The sequence below is a fragment of the Lysinibacillus sp. 10T31 genome (genome assembly GCF_056394365.1).
The window spans coordinates 31,083-49,074 of record NZ_JBFTHS010000030.1 but is presented as its reverse complement, the minus strand read 5'-3'; the positions used below and the strand labels follow the sequence as shown (position 1 = coordinate 49,074).

The following is a 17,992-nucleotide window of genomic DNA, read 5'->3' as shown; positions in this document are numbered from 1 at the left end:
AAATCAACTCCACGTTTTGCTAAAGGGCATATTTTTATTTGATATGCCACCTTAATTTCAATGTTTTTTTCAACACTATAAAAGAAGCCTTCATTTATAAGAAGGCTTCTTTTATTCGTTGTAAGAGTCATTTTTAGTAAATTTTTAGGATTAAATTAATCATTCATTAACATAATAAGAAATGACAGGCATAAACTAGTTAGTAAAGGAGAAAGACTCATATGAGAAAATATATATATAATGTTGTCATTATATTATTTGTTCTACAAATGAGTCATGTGCAAGTATTCGCAAACTATGAACAAAAGAATATTGCAACGGCCAATTCAATAGAAACACTACAACATCTAATTCAAAAACAAGTCATCCAATTATCTACTGAATTTGATATTCGTTATACTGGTAATACGTCAGAAATAAAAGATGAACTATCTGAGCTCATTAAACACGCTATTCAGGATCCATATATTTACGCCAATATTTCTAGTTTTAAATGGAAATATGATGGCTATGCAAATAATATTGTCATTAGATTTGAGTTTACTTATCATATTTCTCAGGAAGAGGAGGCATTTGTAGAACAGACTTTGACGAATATTATTGCACCTATGCATGGATTAAGTGAATTGCAGAAAATACAAGCTGCACATGATTTTATCGTTCTATCTGCTGAATATTCAAAGGAAACCGAAGGAAGTCAATATTCTCCCTATACATTGCTTACTGAAAATAAKGGAGTTTGTCAGGCATATGCTTTAGTGCTTTATCGAATGTTAGAGAAGCTAGGTTTTGAGGTACAATATGTACCAGGAAAAGTAGGAGAACAACTACACGCCTGGGTCTTAGTGAAGCTTGATAATGCATGGTATCATATCGATGTTACATGGGATGATCCATTGCCTGATCGTAAGGGTGAGGTCCGTTATAATTATTTTTTAGTGTCTGATCGCCAAGTAGCTAAGGATCACTCTTGGGACTATACGAGTTTCCCAGCTGCTACAAGCGAAGCCTATTTTGATTTACAAAAAACGAATAAGGTTGAAGTTCTTACAAAACCAATACTGGATGGTTATTTTGCCTTTGATAAAGGGCTGTCCGTTTTTAGTAAAAATAAACAAACTGTAAAACAATTAATAGCACAGCCTAGTCTGCTTTTAAAAGGTAATAAAAGCGATAATTCTGTTCAGGTGCATCTATATGAATGGGAACCAATCATTTTAGAAAGTAATGTAGCCCAAGTAAAGGATAATCGAAAGATAACACAAAATGCTATGTATAAGAAAAAAGGGCTAGTTAGTATTTATAGAGCGGAAAAACGAATGCCACAAGAAAAGTATGTCATAATAAAGGAGGTGCCCCATACGATGTTCGGGGCACCTCCTTACTTTATTTGTGAGCGTTTAATGCAGTATTTAAAGTTTGAATATTTCTCTTCATAAGGGTGAAGTAAGTTTCATTATTCTTTATATCATCTGTTGTTAAAACGCTTAAATTGTGCAAGACAAGAGACTTTGCTCCAACCTCTTTTTGGATAACCTCGGCTAGTTTAGAAGAGACATTTTGCTCGAATAAAATGTAGTGAATATGCAAATCATTTGCTTTATCAACAATCGCCGTAAGTTCTTTTTGAGAAGGCTCACTTTGTGAGTTTAAACCAGCTATTGGAACTTGCTTTAAGCCGTATTGTCCTGCGATATAGCCAAATGCTGCATGTGATACGAAGAACGTTTTCTCTTGCGCTTTATCAGCCATAGCTTTAAATTCATTGTCTAAACCTTGTAGTTCTTTTACCAATGCCTCGTAATTAGCTGTAAATGTAGCTTCTTGTTCTGGCATTTTTTCAACTAGAGTGTTTTTAATGGAAAGTGCTAAGTCTTGACTGATAGTTGGAGATAGCCAAACATGTGGATCTACATTACCGTGATCGTGGTCATCATGTCCGTGTCCGTCTTCATCTTCGTGATCATGATGTGCTTCCTCTTCATCATCATGTGAGTGACCTGTGCTCACAGCTAATTTTTCATCAGCAACCTGATCTGCAGTTGCTACCATTGTTACATCTTCATTAGCTAGAGTCTTTTTGGCATTTTCAACAAAGCCTTCTAGTCCTAAGCCTATATAGAAAAATACATCGGCATCTGCTAATTTCATCATATCTTTTTGTGTTGGCTCAAATGTGTGTTCGTTAGCGCCAGCAGGATAAATAGAAGAAACCTCTACAAAATCGCCACCAATTCGTTGTGCAAAATAACTTAATGGATAGACAGTTGTGTAAATTGTTAATTTATCCTTTGTCTCTGACTGTTTGGAAGTAGCCGATTTATTCCCACAGGCAGCAGTGAATAGGGCAAGAACTGCAACTAAAAATAACAAAATAATTTTTTTCATCTTATAGTATACCTCTTTAAAATAGTAATCATTACGATTTATTTTTGAACAGTTTCTATAATAACGCACATCCGATAAAAGTACAAGAAAAAATGACCCTCGAAAATTAATTCTTTTTCGAAGGCCATTTTTCAGGTACTGGATCAAAGCCACCTGGATGGAATGGCTGGCATTTTGATATACGTTTAATTGTTAAATAGAATCCTTTAATGGCACCGTGTTTTTGAAAAGCTTCTAGTCCATAGGAGGAGCATGTAGGATGGAAGCGACAGGATGGCGGTGTCATGGGTGATATAAATTTTCTGTAAAACTTAATGAGCCATATAAAGGGATATTTCACAGTTGTTTATCCTTTTGTTGAGCGTTGATTTGCTTAGGCTTAGAATCGATAGTTTGTGTAAAGAAATTGTTTTTTTTCTTCAACAAGACAATAACAGAAACGCCAAACATAAGCATCATCATTGCGATCATAATGATTATTGGTAATGGTACTCCCATTGCATTCACTCCAAATTCTATTGTTAATACTATTATAAAAGATTGTCTTAAAAAAATGTACAAATTGAACTAGTCATCATCTTGATGAAATCTTTGCTGTGGTTTTTCATCAACTGTATGTTTAAAAGCATACGCACGATTGACACTTAAAATAGTCGCGACCGTTACTAATATAACGATGATTGCTGCTACAACTAAGAGTGTGATTAAACTCATGGCATTCACTCCGTTCCTTATTCATACTTTCTATTATAAATTAGATAATCTTACTTAGTTGTGAAGGAAGTTTGACATTCCAGCGAATAAAACAGTCCTTTTACCACCATACTATGGTAAAAGGAGTGTTTTGTAGAGATGGATCGTCAGCGTGTATATTTTTCACTTGCCAATAGAACGTATTATACAAATCCCTATGCAGGACAGTGGAACTTTGAACTCAACATAGATCGCCAAGCATTAGATGTATTTGAAAAGATTTTTCAGCAAATGCAGATGTTAGAAATTGCGAATGCATGGCGTGCGCAATTGCCATATATACAGTATCATCTTGATAGAGAAAATGATGAAATTGATTTGCGATTAAAAAAAATCTATGCACTTGTTCATGAGTATGGGGATGCGGATACAAAGGCATTTGTTGAACAGCTTCCATATTTCAATAAACGTGTCTAAACGTAGGGTCACTGAAAAATATCAGTGACTCTTTTTTATTGATGAGAGCTTTTGACGGATGAACCTTGTCATATAGAAGAGCTCACGTTTTGAGCACTAGTAGCTAGCAGTGAATAAATTGCAACTTGTGACGCTGTTATTGTTCGCGATCGAATAAACATAGTATTAAAAAGACGCCTATCGCACCGCATAATGGAAGTTAATATAAGTGATTTTATCTGTTGATTATAGATACATGAATACACTATAGTGAAATAAAAGATCATCACCGTAACGCTGATTCGACTCAGTGTATGAAATAGAGAAAAAGGAGTTGAAGAGCATGTTTACATTTACAGATTTAAATGGTTTGCAAGTGGATTTAAGTTTTAAAAGAGGTGAATTGGACACTGAGCCTAAGCATGTACTCGTTTTATTAAAGCATGAAAATAAGTGGTTATGTACGATTCATAAACGACGTGGTGTAGAGGTTCCAGGAGGAAAGCAAGAACCTGGGGAAACATTGGAGCAGGCAGCCATTAGGGAAGTATTCGAGGAGACGGGTGTTCATGTGAAAAATCTTAAATGGTTTGCAGAATACGCCGTTCATGATGACATCTTATTTTGTAAAACGGTCTTTACTGCACAGTTTGCGGGGCAGGAGGACATTGAATTTGATTTAGAAACTTCAGGGATGACTTGGCTAACGGATGAAGAATTTACTCATCATCCAAATTTAAGCTTTCATATGAAGGATGCAGGTATGCAGAAAATGCTGGAGGAGTTGAAGCATTATGACCAATGGTAAGATCGTTGGAAAACGTCCTTATCCTTCGCCTAATCCAGCTATTCGTTTAACAGAAATCACGTATATGTCACATGGTTTACGTGTGAAAGGATTACTAGCGGAGCCTAAGGCAGAAGGTACATATGATGGTTTTTTATATTTACGGGGAGGCATGCAAAGCATTGGTATGGTTAGACCTTCGCGTGTCGCACAGTTTGCAGCTCAAGGCTTTATCGTTTTTGCTCCATATTACCGTGGCAATCGAGGTGGAGAAGGACGAGATGAGTTTGCAGGAGTGGATCGTTATGATGCTGTATACGCAGTAGACGTGCTAAAACAGTTTTGTAATGATAATATTCATGTCTTTGGTTTTTCACGTGGTGGTATTATGGCACTTTGGACTGCTATCTTACGTAGAGATATCACATCTGTTGTGACATGGGCGGGAGTATCTGATGCGACAGCTACATATTGGGAGCGGACAGATATGCGCAGGATGATGAAGCGGGTTATTGGAGGGACGCCTAATCGTGTACCAGAGGCTTATGATGCTCGAACACCACTTTTCGAGATAGAGCACATTACAGCTCCAGTACTTATTATTCATGGCTATCGTGATGAAAATGTAGATATTGAACATGCAAGACAGTTAGAATTTTATTTAAAGGATGCTAATAAAAGATATGAAACATGGTATGATCTTCGCTATGCTCATCAGTATCCACCTGCCCAAAATAGAGCAACAGTACATGCACTTTGCGAGTGGATGAAACGTCAATAGATGAAGGTCTACCATTTCCTTCATTGTTTTGAACCAACGTGTCTTTTAACTTCTTTGGTGAGATGACTGCGGATTTAAGCTACTTTTCAGTGGGTGTTCAAACACCCGTACCTGTCGCTACGCTTTTGGTACAAAAGACATCCGCTGAAATAGAGGAACTCAGTCTAAAAACGCCACGTCCTGTGGCAGTTTAAACTGCTCGGGTCAAGTGGAAAACTGAACAGGAAGCCCGAAAAACTGCTCGGGTATACTAAAAAACCGTTCAAGTGCTTAACGGCAGGCACCTGAACGGTAGAATAAAAGACAATTAGTCTATATATTTTGCTAAGAAGTTATTAATAGTTTTCCAATAAGCGTCTCCAGCAACGCTTTCTGCACCGCTATGTCCGGCACCTTCAACTATAAATTTCTCCTTCGGTACATTGGCAGCCTCATATACCTCATCTAGCATATCAGATGGAACAAATGTATCATTACTTCCATGAATGAATAGCATCGGTGTTTTTGATTTTGCTACTTGCTTGACGCTATCAGCTTCACCAAGCGTAAAGTCAGCTCTTAACTTCGTAACAATTGAAGAAAAGTGCATGATGGGGAATTCAGGTAAATTAAAGATTGCTTGCAATTGATAGGAGAATTCACCCCAAACTGAGGAATAACCGCAATCCTCAATAATAGCCTTAACATTGTCAGGTAGATCCTCTCCTGAGGCCATCATCACTGTAGCACCTCCCATGGAAACACCATACAAAACAATTTCAGCGTTTTTATCAGAACTGATAACATTATTAATCCAAGACACTACATCAAGCCGATCATGCCAGCCCATACCAATATAGTCACCCTCACTTTTTCCATGAGCCCTTGCATCAGGTACGAGAACATTGTAGCCTGTATCATAAAAATGCTTAGCGTACTTTGCCATTTGTGAGCCATCAGATGAATATCCATGGAAAACAACTGCCCATTTATTTGTGTCGTTTGCATGTTTAAGCGTATAGGCATGTAATTTCAAATCATCGAAAGACTGTATATAAGAGTCCTCATAATTCTCTTTAAACCATTTCTCACTCTCTTCTTTTTCTTTAGCATCTTTAGGACTAACAGCAATAGAATTTTGTGGAGCATTAAACACATCTGATTTATCAGTATTAGGATTTAAGGCGAAGTTATAGAAATAATTCCCTGCAAAAAATCCAGCAACAACAAACAATACTAATAGAAGACTGACAATGGTAATAATCACTTTATATTTTTTTTTCATATATATCCCCCTAAAACTACTATTATGAATTATACACAAAGTTACTAATATGAAAAGTAGAATTCTATAAAATAGGGGAGATAAAAAAGGGAACTACTCTAATTGTTCCCTTTTATAGTGTTGAAAAACAAAATAGTTAAGTAAATCTTTGCGATTGTTGTGGCACTTTAAATGTGGGTGATTTCCGTTCCAGGATACTCGCTTTGTCGCTGACGCTTCGCTTTCGCGCAGAGCAGAGCTTCCTGTGGACGAGCGTCGAGCCGCTTCCTTCGCTGTTGTTGTTGCTGACGCTACGCTTTCGCACAGAACACATCCGCTCCGTGCAGGGTCTCGCCTGTCTCGCTTTCCCACTGGAGTCGAGTAGCCTTCCACTCCAGTCAGCAACGTAGAACTTTTATAATTGACTTTAAAGTTAAAAGTGAAAGTTATGCTACTCACCATAATCGATCAGAGTAGACTTATAACAGTGAAATTGATTGTACAACTGTTGTTGTTGCTTTCGCTACGCTTTCGCACAGACTAAAACCCTTTGCTGACATTCCGCTTTTGTACAAAAACATCTGTTGTTGCCACTTCGACCTCGCATAAAAATCACTTATTGCTAAAAAATGAGTTCACACTATAAATAAGAGAAACATGTAAGAAAATATTTGCTAAGTGAAATAGTTGATTGGAGTGGAGACTGGGCGACTCCTTGGGGATCAGCGTCACAGATGAGACCCTGGAGCGAAGCGAAGCGGCTCATCGGACGCCCCCAGGAAAGCGCCCAGTCGGAACGGAAATCAACCCTCGTTGTGCAGAAGAGCCTTAATAGGACACCTTAATTTTATTGAAATTAAAGTTTTTTAACATAAAAAAGGGAACGACTTTTAAATCGTTCCCTTTGCTTAGTAAATTATTTTACTGGACCGCCAAGTTTAGTGATAGCTTCAGAAACATTTGAGAATTTCTTGAAGTTATCGTTGAATAAACCAGCAAGTTCAGCAGCTTTTTTATCATAAGCAGCTTTGTCTGCCCATGCATCACGAGGATTAAGCACTTCTGTTGGTACACCTTCAATAGAAGTTGGAATGTTTAATCCGAATACTGAATCTTGAATTGTTTCAACATCAGTTAATTTGCCATCGATTGCAGCACGTACCATTGCACGAGTGTAAGAAAGCTTCATACGGCTACCAGTACCATATTCGCCACCAGTCCAACCAGTGTTCACTAAGAATACTTGTGCACCGTGCTCGTCAATTTTTTGTCCTAACATTTCAGCATAAACTGTTGCTGGAAGTGGAAGGAATGGAGAACCGAAGCAAGTTGAGAATACTGGTTCTGGCTCTGTTACACCACGTTCTGTACCAGCAAGTTTAGACGTGAAACCGCTTAGGAAGTGGTACATAGCTTGCTCTTTTGTTAATTTACTGATTGGAGGTAATACACCAAATGCATCAGCTGTTAAGAAGATGATTGTTTTTGGGTGACCTGCAACAGAAGGATCAACAATATTTTCAATGTATTGAATTGGATAAGCTACACGTGTATTTTCTGTTAATGAACCATCATCATAGTCACAAACTCGAGTTTCTGGATCAACAGCTACGTTTTCTAGAACAGAACCGAAGCGGATTGCGTTGTAGATTTCTGGTTCTTTTTCAGCAGAAAGGTTAATTGTTTTTGCATAGCAACCACCCTCAATGTTGAATACACCGTTATCAGACCAACCGTGTTCATCGTCACCGATAAGCTTACGGTCAGGATCAGCTGATAAAGTAGTTTTACCAGTACCAGATAAACCGAAGAATAATGCAACATCACCAGCTTCACCAACATTTGCTGAGCAGTGCATTGAAAGGATGCCTTGTTGTGGTAACAAGTAGTTCATAATACCGAAAATAGATTTTTTGATTTCACCAGCGTATTCAGTACCACCGATTAGGATAATTTTCTTTTCAAGTGATACAATGATGAATGTTTCAGAAGCAGTGCCATCAACAGCAGGGTCTGCTTTAAAGTTAGGAGCTGAAATAACTGTGAAGTCAGCAACATGAGAAGCTAACTCTTCTTCAGTTGGACGGATAAATAATTGATGAGCGAAAAGATTGTGCCAAGCATATTCATTGATTACTTGGATGCTTAATTGCGAATCTTTGTCAGCACCAGCAAAGCCTTTGAATACGAATAATTCGTCACGTTCTTTTAAATATTTTACTACTTTTACATATAAGTTATCGAACACTTCAGAAGAAATTGGTCGGTTAACTTTACCCCAGTCAATTTTATCCTTTGTGCTCTCTTCTTCTACCGTATATTTATCTTTAGGTGAACGACCAGTGTATTTGCCAGTTTCTGCACGAACTGCGCCATCTACTGTTAACATAGCTTCACCACGAGATGTAGCTTTTTCAGCTAATTGTGGTACTGAAAGTTGAACATTAATGTTACCGCCGTTTAATAATTCCTTCAGTTCGTTTGCAATTTCTACTGAATTCATCGATTAAATACCATCCTTTTTTATAGTATTCCCTTGTGTCTGGGGGAGATTTTCTTAATTTCAAAAATAGTATAACACAATTGCTTAAATAATCTATACTAATTCAGAAATTATTTTTCAGATTTTATTACTTTTCAAGAAAACGACAAAAAGTAAATTAATTCGTTTTGATAATGCTTATTACCCTATTTATTATAAGTGATCACACATTCACTTTCGACACAGCAAAATTGTGTTTTGAAGCTTTTGGCTAACATGAGGTTCGCACAGGATGTGAAGTTTTAGCTTGTTTTTTTATTAGTTGGAGCTTGTCTTCGACTGAAAAGGGGCTACAATCATATTCATCCACCACATGTTCTGTAGCTGACGCTTTGCTTTCGCTACAAAATGTGCTGTAAAGGGTTACACATATGTTAACACATGATGTGAGGTGGAGAGTAGGGATTATTTTGTTTTAATTTACAGCATAATCCAAATCAGTTTCTTGATAAATTCCATACTTTTTTTATATGAATACAATCGATTATGCTTCGGCATAGTTGCGTCCGGAATCGGCTTTGTGCTTAGGCCTGTAGATGTTTTTTGCTTGAAAGCGTAGCGGCAGATTTTTTTGTGCGACAGCGCAGTGCTAACGAAGCGGCAGCGGCAACAGCACGATGTTGGTCTCTCAGTCGTGTGTTGTTGTTGCTGTCGCTTCGCTTTCGCACAGATAAAACCGTGTTGCTGACGCTTCGCTTTCGCACAGATAAAACCGTGTTGCTGACGCTTCGCTTTCGCGCAGATAAATTGCCACAGGACGTGGCGTTCTTAGACTGAGTTCCTCTATTATTTCAGCGGTGTTTGGACACTCGCTGAAAGATTAAAAATATTTGACAACGTTCGACCTTTTACGTATTATGAGATATTGAACGGATACTCTTATCCCGAGCTGGTGGAGGGTCAGGCCCTGTGAAACCCGGCAACCTGCATGAACTATTTCACGACATGCGTTGGTGCCAACCTGATGCAAGGGGGAACCCCTTGAACGATAAGAGTGAAAGGTTACGAAGTCATTATTCCTTTCCTCATGTTAAGTAAGCGTGAGAAAAGGATTTTTTTATTGTTAAAAACGAATTAAAGGTAAGTATATAGTCCTTTCCTTATTATAATGACGGATCTTTCGAAATCCTCGTGTTAAAAGCAGCAGCTGTTTATTTCTGCGTAAGTGCAACGACAGCAACAGTTGTTTTGATTGTGCGAAAGCGTAGTGCAAACGTAGCGACAGCAACAGTTGTTTTTATTGTGCGAAAGCGTAGTGCAAACGTAGCGACAGCAACAGTTGTTTTTATTGTGCGAAAGCGTAGTGCAAACGTAGCGAAAGCAACAGTTGGTTTTATTGTGAGAAAGCGTAGTGCAAACGTAGCGACAGCAACAACGGCTTGGGAGTTCAATCCTTAGGGTGAACTTGACATGGGTAATGAGTACCGTATTAATTCGCAAATATTATTTGTAAAAGTAATAGGAGGAAAATCAAATGACAAACCGTCGACTGTTTACATCAGAGAGTGTAACAGAAGGACATCCAGACAAAATTTGTGACCAAATCTCGGATGCCATTTTAGATGCTATTTTAGCAGAAGATCCAAATGCGCGTGTAGCGTGTGAAACAACAGTAACAACAGGCTTAGCATTAGTAGCAGGAGAAATTACTACTTCTACTTATGTAGATATTAAAGGTATCGTTCGTGATACTGTAGCAGAAATCGGTTATACACGTGGGAAATACGGCTTTGATGCTGAAAACCTAGCAGTACTTGTTGCTATTGGCGAGCAATCACCTGATATTGCTCAAGGTGTAGACCAAGCATTAGAGGCGCGTGAAGGCTCTATGACAGACGCTGACATTGAAGCAATTGGTGCAGGTGACCAAGGTTTAATGTTCGGTTATGCATGTAACGAAACGCCAGAGCTTATGCCATTACCAATTAGTTTAGCGCATAAATTAGCTCGTCGTTTAACGGAAGTACGTAAATCTGGTGAACTAGCATATTTACGTCCAGATGGAAAAACGCAAGTAACGGTTGAATATGATGAAAACAATGTACCAGTACGCGTTGATACGATTGTAATTTCAACACAGCATGATGAAGAAGCTACACTTGAGCAAATTCAAGCAGACTTAAAAGAATTCGTTATTGCTCCAGTTGTTCCAAGTGAATTACTAGATGCCGATACTAAATATTTCATCAACCCAACTGGCCGATTCGTAATTGGTGGTCCTAAAGGGGATGCTGGTCTAACTGGACGTAAAATCATCGTTGATACATACGGTGGCTATGCACGTCATGGTGGAGGTGCTTTCTCAGGTAAGGATGCAACTAAGGTAGACCGTTCAGCGGCATATGCAGCACGCTATGTGGCAAAAAATATCGTAGCAGCTGGTTTAGCAGATCGAGCTGAAGTACAACTAGCTTATGCGATTGGTGTTGCTCAACCTGTATCTATTGCTGTTGATACATTTGGGACAGGAAAAGTTACAGAAAGTGAAATTGTAAAATGGGTACGCGAGCTATTTGATCTACGCCCAGCGGGGATTATTAAAATGCTTAACCTGCGTCGTCCTATCTATAAGCAAACTGCAGCATATGGTCACTTCGGTCGTACTGATTTAAATGTACCGTGGGAACAAACAGACAAAGCTGATGCATTAAAAGAAAAAGCAGGTTTATAAACTATTCAGCTAAAGTGATAAAGTAGCTAGGAAAATATTTTAAAATACTATATTACTGAAAGGGGCTCAAAAAATTTAAAAGCCCCTTTCGCTGTTTTTTTAACGAAAAAAAATAAGCTCCTAATCCTAATCATGGATGGCTCGGTTGCCCAAGCAGACGTGGAGCTGCTTTGATTTAGTTGAAATAGCTATTAATTTTTTGGTTGAAGAGATTTATAGTATTGACCTTTCTCTACATATTCACGTATGATGCGTTCCATATCTTCTTTATCTTCTTCATTTAATTCTCTTACAACCTTTGCAGGACGGCCTAGTGCTAAGCTATTTGGAGGAATGACTTTGCCTGGAGGTACAAGACTACCCGCCCCAATGAATGCACCTTCTCCAATCTCCGCTCCGTCTAATACTATAGAGCCCATACCTATTAAGGCTTTTTTTCGAATTGTACAGCTATGTAAAGTTACCTGATGTCCTACTGTTACTTCATCTTCAATAATTAGTGGATATTTAGGGCTTTGATGTAAGCAACAGAGGTCTTGAATACTAACTCTTTTTCCTATAATTGTTGGTGATACATCCCCTCGAATAACTGTGTTAAACCAAATCGTTGTTTCAGCACCTATTGTAACGTCACCAGTAACGGTTGCATAATCGGCAATAAAAACAGATGGATCGATATTGGGTTCTTTACCTTTAAATGGATAGATCATAAGGATCGCCTCTTTTCTTTCTATGATGTAATATTATCGTATCAAATACGCAACTTGATGGAAATATAAAATTAAAATGAGCTAAATATTCCGATATAATCATTGTGTAATTATTTTTTAGGAGGACTATGTGAAATGTGGAAATGGGAAGCTGATGGACAAGCAAAGGCTGTGGTTGCTATTCTTCATGGTGCTTATGAAAATCACCGATGGTATGCATGGCTTATAGAAAAACTTAGATTGGAAGGCTTCCACATAGTCATGGGGGATTTACCAAACCATGGAGTAAATGTAGGATTTTCTCGTGTTCACGATGAAGATTTTAAAGAATACAACAAATATACGAGGCATTTAATGGAGAATGCTTTTTCGTATAATTTACCTGTCTTTTTAATAGGACATGGGCTTGGTGCGACACTATTACTACATACCATGCAAAAACGAAAATATGAATGCGCAGGGATTATCTTAACTTCACCTTGGCTTCATTTAAAGCTATTGCCAGGTAAACTATCAAATGCTTTAACTAGTTTAAGTGCCCTGACTGCAAATGTGAAGCTGACCCATGAAATTACATTAGAATCACTAACGCGCAGTGTAGAAGGTAGAGATGAGATGAAGGATGAGGTTCCTTTTTCGTCAGTTGTTTCAGTAAAATGGTATCGAGAACTACAGCAAATGATGCGCAATTTAGTGTTATTGCCTGAGTCTGAATTTCCTAATATGCCTATGTTAGTTATGACAGCTGAAAAAGATAAAATTACTGAAACTAAACAAACACGTAATTGGCTTCATCAGATGGAATTTACAGAGTTTCAATTCAAAGAATGGGCAAACTGTTATCATAATCTATTTCATGAAGTAGAGCGTGACGAGATTTTTGTTTATATACGTGATTTTATTAATAATGCTCTTCGAAGAATTGGCTATATAATTGAATAGTGAATTACCTCTCCAATTAACTAGAAAATTACTAACTTTTTGTTACTTGAATATAATGTTGTAATTTTCAGAAAAGTGTAATACTATAATGACTTAAAGTAATATTTTTCACATTGGAGGGGTAAAATGGAAACAATCGTAGGGAAAATTAATGAAATTTTATGGGGACCGTGGTTTATTTATGGCATTTTGTTAATTGGGCTCTTTTTTTCAATCATTACACGGTTCCTACAAGTAAGACACATTAAAGATATGTTTGTTTTAATGTTTAAAGGTGAAAAATCGGAAAAGGGGATTTCATCTTTCCAAGCGATGTCTATCGCATTATCTGGTCGAGTAGGTACAGGTAATATTGCCGGTACTGCTACAGCAATCGGGATGGGGGGACCTGGTGCTGTTTTTTGGATGTGGGCAATCGCCTTTATCGGTGCGGCAACTGCTTACGTTGAGTCGACGTTGGCTCAAATTTATAAAGAAGAGAAAGATACAGAATATCGTGGCGGGCCGGCTTTTTACATAGAAAAAGGAATGGGGCAAAAGTGGTTTGCAGTTATATTTGCTGTTGCCGCATTAGCTGCCATGTTAATATTGATGCCAGGTGTTCAATCGAATGCAATTGCGACAGCTGTTGAAAACGCTTTCGATGTTAAGACTTGGATTACAGGACTTATTATTGTTGTATTATTAGGTACTATTATTATCGGTGGGATAAAATGGATTGCCAATGCTGCACAAGTCATTGTACCGTTTATGGCATTAGCATATATTCTGATGGCCATCGTCATTATTGCAATGAATATTAAAGAAGTACCAGCTGTATTTTCATTAATTTTTTCTAGCGCATTTGGTGCGCATGAAATCTTTGGTGGTATTATTGGCTCCGCTATTGCATGGGGGGTTAAACGCGGTATTTATTCAAATGAGGCAGGTCAAGGGACAGGTGCGCATCCGGCTGCGGCAGCAGAAGTATCACACCCTGCTAAACAAGGTATCGTTCAAGCTGCTTCTGTGTATATTGATACTCTATTAATCTGTTCAGCTACAGCATTTATGATTTTATTTACGGGTATGTACAATGTACACGATGAAAAAGCTGCAGACGGTGCTGATTCATATGTTTATGTTGGTGATTTCAATAAAGGTGGATTAACGGGAGAAGAACAAATAACATTTGCGAAAAGTATTAAAGAAGGTGCAGCCTTTACACAATATGCAGTTGACTCTTCACTACCAGGTTTTGGTGGACCATTCGTAGCAATTGCATTATTCTTCTTTGCTTTTACGACGATTATGGCATACTACTACATTGCCGAAACAAATGTGGCGTATCTATTCTCAGGAACTACAGAAAAAGTCGTCATATGGCTTGCTAAATTTGCAATTTTAATTTCTGCGTTTTACGGTACAGTCCGCACATCCGATCTTGCTTGGGCTATGGGGGATGTTGGATTAGGCCTAATGGTTTGGATTAACGTTTTAGCGATTTTAATTATTATGAAGCCTGCTATAGTCGCGTTGAAGGACTATGAAAAACAGAAAAAAGAAGGAAAAGATCCTGTTTTTGATCCTCGTAAACTAGGAATTAAAGGTGCAGATTTCTGGGTAGATTATAATGAAAAACGTAAAAATAAATAGACAATAACGAGAAAGCTATCTAATAGATTTTAACAATCTATTAGATAGCTTTTTTGATTTATAAAAAAATTTCTATTGACGACAATAAAAAAAGAAGGTATATTCTTCCTAAGGGAAATCATTTTTCCTTTAGGAAACTTTTTTAAGAGGAGGTGAAAAAATGACCGTGTTCCATTTACCGAAACTATCATATGATTATGATCAGTTAGAGCCCTATATTGATGCTAGAACGTTAGAAATTCATCATTCTAAGCATCATGCTACGTATGTAAATAATTTAAATGCGGCTTTAGAAGGTCATAAGGATTTACAAAATCAGTCGTTGCAAGATTTATTAAGCAATCTTGATGTGTTGCCAGCAGATATTCAAACAGCCGTACAAAATAATGGTGGAGGACACTATTGCCATAGTTTATTTTGGGAATTGATGAGTCCCAAAGGTGGTGGTGAGGCAAATGCTGATATTGGAAAGGCGATTGATTATTATTTTAAAACGTTTGATAATTTTCAGGATCAGCTTTCTAATGCAGCGATTACCCGCTTTGGAAGTGGATATGGATGGCTAGTACTAGATGGTGAACAATTAACCATTATGAGTACAGCTAACCAAGACACACCTTTAAAAGAGGGGAAGATTCCTCTACTCGTTATTGATGTGTGGGAACATGCATATTATTTGAAATATCAAAATCGTCGCCCTGAATTTGTTACGAATTGGTGGAATACTGTCGATTGGGATAAAGTCAATCAACGTTATGTGGATGCAATGAAACAACAAACACTTTTAAAATCTAACTAAGCTAAGTTAATTAAGGTAATTTGACATGAAAGTAAAGAATAAGTACTCCCCATATCCCCCGCGCCATCGGGGGATATTTTTTTCTTAAATAAATTATGCTTCGGCACAATTGCGTCCTAAATCGGCTTTGTGCTTTGGCCAGCAAATGTTTTTTGTGCGAAAGCGCAGTGCTAACGTAGCGGCAGCAACAGATGTTTTTTGCGCGAAAGCGAAGCGGCAGCAGCAAATGTTTTTTGTGCGAAAGCGAAGCGGCAGCGGCAAACGTTTTTTGCGCGAAAGCGCAGTGCTAACGAAGCGGCAGCAGCAGATGTTTTTTGCGCGAAAGCGAAGCGGCAGCAGCAAATGTTTTTTGCGCGAAAGCAAAGCGGCAGCAGCAACAACCGATGTTGGCCACTTAGGCGTTTTCACAGGATGTGAAAGTTCTTAGGCCTGAGTTCCTCTATTTCAGCGGATGTTTGTACGCCCGCTGAAAAGTAACTTAACCTGCATTCATCTCACCACCTATAGAGGTGAGAGATTTCTATACCTGTCGCTACAGAAAATAATTGCTTAAAGAAATATAAAGGCATGATTCCGATGCTCTATCGAAATCATGCCTTAAATAAATATTAATATTGAAATTATCTAACTAACTTAACGAGTAATCTTTCATTTTTTCCAAAGCAATCACAAAGGGTGGATCGTTTTGTTGATTTAGAAACTCATATTTCAGTACATGTACATATTTTTGGGGAAGTTGACTGACATATTCTATCACAGCATCTCGCTCTTCCTTACCACCCGGATGACCGTGATAAATGACAAGGACAATAAGACCACCGATTTTGAGCAGCTTTAGCAAATCTTCAATTGCTTGTATCGTTGTATTTGGCTGTGTAACGATGTCGTGATTACTACCAGGCAAATAACCAAGATTGAAAATTGCAGCAGCTACTGACTTGTGAACATAGTTGGCTACTTCTTCATGCCCTCTATGTAAAACAAGTGCACGATGCTCTAAGCCATTATCTAAAAGGCGATGGAGAGTTGCATCAACAGCGCTCTTTTGAACATCAAAGGCATATACTTGACCTTCATCGCCGACAAGTTGTGCTAAAAACAATGTGTCGTGGCCGTTTCCTGCTGTGGCATCCACTACAGTGTCGCCCTCTTCAACTGTATCCTCTATTAGCTGTTGTGCATATTGTAAAATGCGTTGTAGCTTCATTTCGTAACCTCAGCTTGATAAAATTTCCCTTGCCAGCTTCCACGGCGTTCAAGCTCTGCATCAATACCATTTAATACTTCCCATTTATTAACACTCCACATCGGGCCAATCATTAAATCGATTGGTCCATCACCTGTGATACGGTGAATAACCATTTCTGGTGGTAGAATTTCAAGCTGATCTGCTACTAGCTTTGTATAAACTTCCTGATCTAAAAATTCTAACATGCCTTTTTCATATTGCTTAACCATTGGTGTACCTTTTAAAAGGTGTAGTAAATGAATTTTAATGCCTTGTACATCAAGCTTTGCGACTTCGCGAGCAGTTTCCATCATCATGTCATAGTCTTCAAGAGGAAGGCCATTAATAATGTGAGAGCATACACGAATACCATGCTTTCGTAGCTTTTCAACACCTTCCACATATGTTGCATAGTCGTGGGCGCGGTTGATAAGATTTGCTGTTTTTTCATGTACTGTTTGAAGTCCGAGCTCAATCCATAAATAGGTGCGCTCGTTTAATTCAGCTAAATATTCAACTACATCATCTGGAAGACAATCTGGGCGCGTTGCAATAGATAATCCAACAACACCCTCTTGAGCCAATGCAGCTTCAAATTTTTCCTTTAATACAGGAAGTGGTGCGTGTGTATTTGTATATGCTTGGAAGTAGGCCATGTATTTGCCGTCCTTCCATTTTTGATGCATTTTGTCACGGATTTCAGCAAATTGCACTTCGATAGGATCAACTTTGTTGCCCGCAAAATCACCTGAACCTGCTGCACTACAAAACGTACAGCCTCCAAAGGCAACGGTACCATCACGATTTGGACAGTCAAAGCCCGCGTCTAGTGCTACCTTAAAAACTTTATGACCAAATTGCTCACGTAAATAGCGATTCCATGTATAATATCTTTTTCCATCTGAAGGAAAAGGAAAGTTTGTTTCTGTCATTTATTTCACTCCTCTAACACTATATTTTATCACGTGCTAGTGCTTCCGTCATGAAAGAAGAATTTAATATTATGTGAATGACCGGAGTGTATGCTGTGGGAAGCTGAGCAAAAAGTACATCAACCGGAGTTAATCATGAGGTGGGCAGAACGAAAGCTACACAAAAAATATTCTAAAGAGTATGT

21 protein-coding genes and 1 riboswitch are annotated in these 17,992 nt (G+C 38.1%); of the genes, 10 read left to right on the top strand and 11 right to left on the bottom strand.

The features are described 5' to 3' along the window. Positions 1-221 precede the first annotated feature (221 nt). Entirely contained in the window at positions 222-1,439 is a 1,218-nt protein-coding gene (locus AC1DCY_RS17515; protein ID WP_477352203.1) for a transglutaminase domain-containing protein, read from the top strand. Here AC1DCY_RS17515 and AC1DCY_RS17510 read toward each other — a convergent pair. The 4 genes from AC1DCY_RS17510 to ytzI all read right to left on the bottom strand — a co-directional run bounded on the left by AC1DCY_RS17510 (position 1,387) and on the right by ytzI (position 3,102). Further along, positions 1,387-2,388 (bottom strand): metal ABC transporter solute-binding protein, Zn/Mn family, encoded by a 1,002-nt coding sequence (locus tag AC1DCY_RS17510; protein WP_477352201.1) that lies wholly within the window; start codon positions 2,386-2,388, stop codon positions 1,387-1,389. The genes AC1DCY_RS17515 and AC1DCY_RS17510 overlap by 53 nt on opposite strands. A 106-nt stretch (positions 2,389-2,494) precedes the next feature. After that, positions 2,495-2,728, bottom strand: coding sequence for a membrane protein insertion efficiency factor YidD (yidD, locus tag AC1DCY_RS17505; protein WP_053485074.1), 234 nt, complete (start codon positions 2,726-2,728; stop codon positions 2,495-2,497). Further along, entirely contained in the window at positions 2,725-2,886 is a 162-nt protein-coding gene (locus AC1DCY_RS17500) for a hypothetical protein (RefSeq protein ID WP_477352199.1), read from the bottom strand. The genes yidD and AC1DCY_RS17500 overlap by 4 nt, the downstream gene beginning before the upstream one ends. A gap of 69 nt (positions 2,887-2,955) precedes the next feature. Further along, positions 2,956-3,102, bottom strand: coding sequence for a YtzI protein (gene ytzI / locus AC1DCY_RS17495; RefSeq protein ID WP_477352197.1), 147 nt, complete (start codon positions 3,100-3,102; stop codon positions 2,956-2,958). 138 nt (positions 3,103-3,240) lie between these two features. Between ytzI and AC1DCY_RS17490 the strand changes: the two genes are divergently transcribed. The 3 genes from AC1DCY_RS17490 (at position 3,241) to AC1DCY_RS17480 (ending at position 5,105) form a co-directional block, all read left to right on the top strand. Next, positions 3,241-3,558, top strand: coding sequence for a transposase (locus tag AC1DCY_RS17490; protein WP_132364602.1), 318 nt, complete (start codon positions 3,241-3,243; stop codon positions 3,556-3,558). A 322-nt stretch (positions 3,559-3,880) separates the two neighbouring features. Continuing rightward, on the top strand, positions 3,881-4,345 hold the full coding sequence (locus AC1DCY_RS17485) for an NUDIX domain-containing protein (RefSeq protein ID WP_460013422.1): 465 nt from the start codon (positions 3,881-3,883) through the stop codon (positions 4,343-4,345). Beyond that, positions 4,329-5,105 (top strand): alpha/beta hydrolase family protein, encoded by a 777-nt coding sequence (locus tag AC1DCY_RS17480; protein ID WP_477352224.1) that lies wholly within the window; start codon positions 4,329-4,331, stop codon positions 5,103-5,105. The genes AC1DCY_RS17485 and AC1DCY_RS17480 overlap by 17 nt, the downstream gene beginning before the upstream one ends. A gap of 307 nt (positions 5,106-5,412) precedes the next feature. On the opposite strand, the gene AC1DCY_RS17475 is transcribed toward AC1DCY_RS17480, so the two are convergent. The 4 genes from AC1DCY_RS17475 to AC1DCY_RS17460 all read right to left on the bottom strand — a co-directional run bounded on the left by AC1DCY_RS17475 (position 5,413) and on the right by AC1DCY_RS17460 (position 9,644). After that, on the bottom strand, positions 5,413-6,369 hold the full coding sequence (locus AC1DCY_RS17475) for an alpha/beta hydrolase (RefSeq protein WP_477352194.1): 957 nt from the start codon (positions 6,367-6,369) through the stop codon (positions 5,413-5,415). A gap of 93 nt (positions 6,370-6,462) precedes the next feature. Continuing rightward, positions 6,463-6,720, bottom strand: coding sequence for a hypothetical protein (locus AC1DCY_RS17470; RefSeq protein ID WP_477352192.1), 258 nt, complete (start codon positions 6,718-6,720; stop codon positions 6,463-6,465). A 544-nt stretch (positions 6,721-7,264) separates the two neighbouring features. Further along, on the bottom strand, positions 7,265-8,851 hold the full coding sequence (pckA, locus tag AC1DCY_RS17465) for a phosphoenolpyruvate carboxykinase (ATP) (RefSeq protein WP_477352190.1): 1,587 nt from the start codon (positions 8,849-8,851) through the stop codon (positions 7,265-7,267). 667 nt (positions 8,852-9,518) lie between these two features. After that, complete coding sequence (locus AC1DCY_RS17460) at positions 9,519-9,644, bottom strand: hypothetical protein (RefSeq protein WP_477352188.1); 126 nt, start codon at positions 9,642-9,644, stop codon at positions 9,519-9,521. 122 nt (positions 9,645-9,766) lie between these two features. Further along, positions 9,767-9,885: riboswitch (SAM riboswitch) on the top strand. Between the two features lie 136 nt (positions 9,886-10,021). Here AC1DCY_RS17460 and AC1DCY_RS17455 point away from each other — a divergent pair. Next, positions 10,022-10,288 (top strand): hypothetical protein, encoded by a 267-nt coding sequence (locus AC1DCY_RS17455; protein ID WP_477352186.1) that lies wholly within the window; start codon positions 10,022-10,024, stop codon positions 10,286-10,288. 76 nt (positions 10,289-10,364) lie between these two features. Beyond that, positions 10,365-11,561 carry a methionine adenosyltransferase gene (gene metK, locus AC1DCY_RS17450; RefSeq protein ID WP_132364592.1) on the top strand — a complete coding sequence of 399 codons (1,197 nt, stop codon included), beginning with the start codon at positions 10,365-10,367 and terminating at the stop codon, positions 11,559-11,561. 191 nt (positions 11,562-11,752) lie between these two features. Here metK and AC1DCY_RS17445 read toward each other — a convergent pair whose 3' ends face one another. Then, positions 11,753-12,271, bottom strand: a complete 519-nt coding sequence (locus tag AC1DCY_RS17445; RefSeq protein ID WP_477352183.1) for a gamma carbonic anhydrase — start codon at positions 12,269-12,271, stop codon at positions 11,753-11,755. A gap of 135 nt (positions 12,272-12,406) precedes the next feature. Between AC1DCY_RS17445 and AC1DCY_RS17440 the strand changes: the two genes are divergently transcribed. From AC1DCY_RS17440 to AC1DCY_RS17425, 4 genes are all read left to right on the top strand, one after another. Further along, on the top strand, positions 12,407-13,213 hold the full coding sequence (locus AC1DCY_RS17440) for an alpha/beta hydrolase (RefSeq protein ID WP_477352181.1): 807 nt from the start codon (positions 12,407-12,409) through the stop codon (positions 13,211-13,213). A gap of 126 nt (positions 13,214-13,339) precedes the next feature. Continuing rightward, the gene (locus AC1DCY_RS17435) at positions 13,340-14,848 is read left to right on the top strand and encodes an alanine/glycine:cation symporter family protein (RefSeq protein ID WP_477352179.1); all 1,509 of its coding nucleotides are present in this window, start codon (positions 13,340-13,342) and stop codon (positions 14,846-14,848) included. 160 nt (positions 14,849-15,008) lie between these two features. Beyond that, complete coding sequence (locus AC1DCY_RS17430; RefSeq protein ID WP_477352177.1) at positions 15,009-15,647, top strand: superoxide dismutase; 639 nt, start codon at positions 15,009-15,011, stop codon at positions 15,645-15,647. Between the two features lie 154 nt (positions 15,648-15,801). Next, positions 15,802-16,074, top strand: coding sequence for a hypothetical protein (locus AC1DCY_RS17425; RefSeq protein ID WP_477352175.1), 273 nt, complete (start codon positions 15,802-15,804; stop codon positions 16,072-16,074). Positions 16,075-16,275: 201 nt separating this feature from the next. Here AC1DCY_RS17425 and mnmM read toward each other — a convergent pair whose 3' ends face one another. Both mnmM and mnmL read right to left on the bottom strand, forming a co-directional pair. After that, entirely contained in the window at positions 16,276-16,854 is a 579-nt protein-coding gene (gene mnmM / locus AC1DCY_RS17420; protein ID WP_477352173.1) for a tRNA 5-(aminomethyl)-2-thiouridylate-methyltransferase MnmM, read from the bottom strand. Further along, entirely contained in the window at positions 16,851-17,807 is a 957-nt protein-coding gene (gene mnmL, locus AC1DCY_RS17415; RefSeq protein ID WP_477352171.1) for a tRNA modification radical SAM protein MnmL/YtqA, read from the bottom strand. Before mnmL ends, mnmM begins: the two co-directional genes overlap by 4 nt. Between the last annotated feature and the right edge of the window lie 185 nt (positions 17,808-17,992).

What these genes read in the sequence shown, in the direction of transcription:
- AC1DCY_RS17500 (WP_477352199.1), bottom strand. Translation starts at nt 2,886, where the DNA reads ATGGGAGTACCATTACCAATAATCATTATGATCGCAATGATGATGCTT.
- ytzI (WP_477352197.1), bottom strand. Translation starts at nt 3,102, where the DNA reads ATGAGTTTAATCACACTCTTAGTTGTAGCAGCAATCATCGTTATATTA.
- AC1DCY_RS17490 (WP_132364602.1), top strand. Translation starts at nt 3,241, where the DNA reads ATGGATCGTCAGCGTGTATATTTTTCACTTGCCAATAGAACGTATTAT.
- pckA (WP_477352190.1), bottom strand. Translation starts at nt 8,851, where the DNA reads ATGAATTCAGTAGAAATTGCAAACGAACTGAAGGAATTATTAAACGGC.
- AC1DCY_RS17445 (WP_477352183.1), bottom strand. Translation starts at nt 12,271, where the DNA reads ATGATCTATCCATTTAAAGGTAAAGAACCCAATATCGATCCATCTGTT.
- AC1DCY_RS17485 (WP_460013422.1), top strand. Translation starts at nt 3,881, where the DNA reads ATGTTTACATTTACAGATTTAAATGGTTTGCAAGTGGATTTAAGTTTT.
- mnmL (WP_477352171.1), bottom strand. Translation starts at nt 17,807, where the DNA reads ATGACAGAAACAAACTTTCCTTTTCCTTCAGATGGAAAAAGATATTAT.
- metK (WP_132364592.1), top strand. Translation starts at nt 10,365, where the DNA reads ATGACAAACCGTCGACTGTTTACATCAGAGAGTGTAACAGAAGGACAT.
- AC1DCY_RS17440 (WP_477352181.1), top strand. Translation starts at nt 12,407, where the DNA reads ATGTGGAAATGGGAAGCTGATGGACAAGCAAAGGCTGTGGTTGCTATT.
- AC1DCY_RS17475 (WP_477352194.1), bottom strand. Translation starts at nt 6,369, where the DNA reads ATGAAAAAAAAATATAAAGTGATTATTACCATTGTCAGTCTTCTATTA.
- AC1DCY_RS17510 (WP_477352201.1), bottom strand. Translation starts at nt 2,388, where the DNA reads ATGAAAAAAATTATTTTGTTATTTTTAGTTGCAGTTCTTGCCCTATTC.
- mnmM (WP_477352173.1), bottom strand. Translation starts at nt 16,854, where the DNA reads ATGAAGCTACAACGCATTTTACAATATGCACAACAGCTAATAGAGGAT.
- AC1DCY_RS17435 (WP_477352179.1), top strand. Translation starts at nt 13,340, where the DNA reads ATGGAAACAATCGTAGGGAAAATTAATGAAATTTTATGGGGACCGTGG.
- AC1DCY_RS17430 (WP_477352177.1), top strand. Translation starts at nt 15,009, where the DNA reads ATGACCGTGTTCCATTTACCGAAACTATCATATGATTATGATCAGTTA.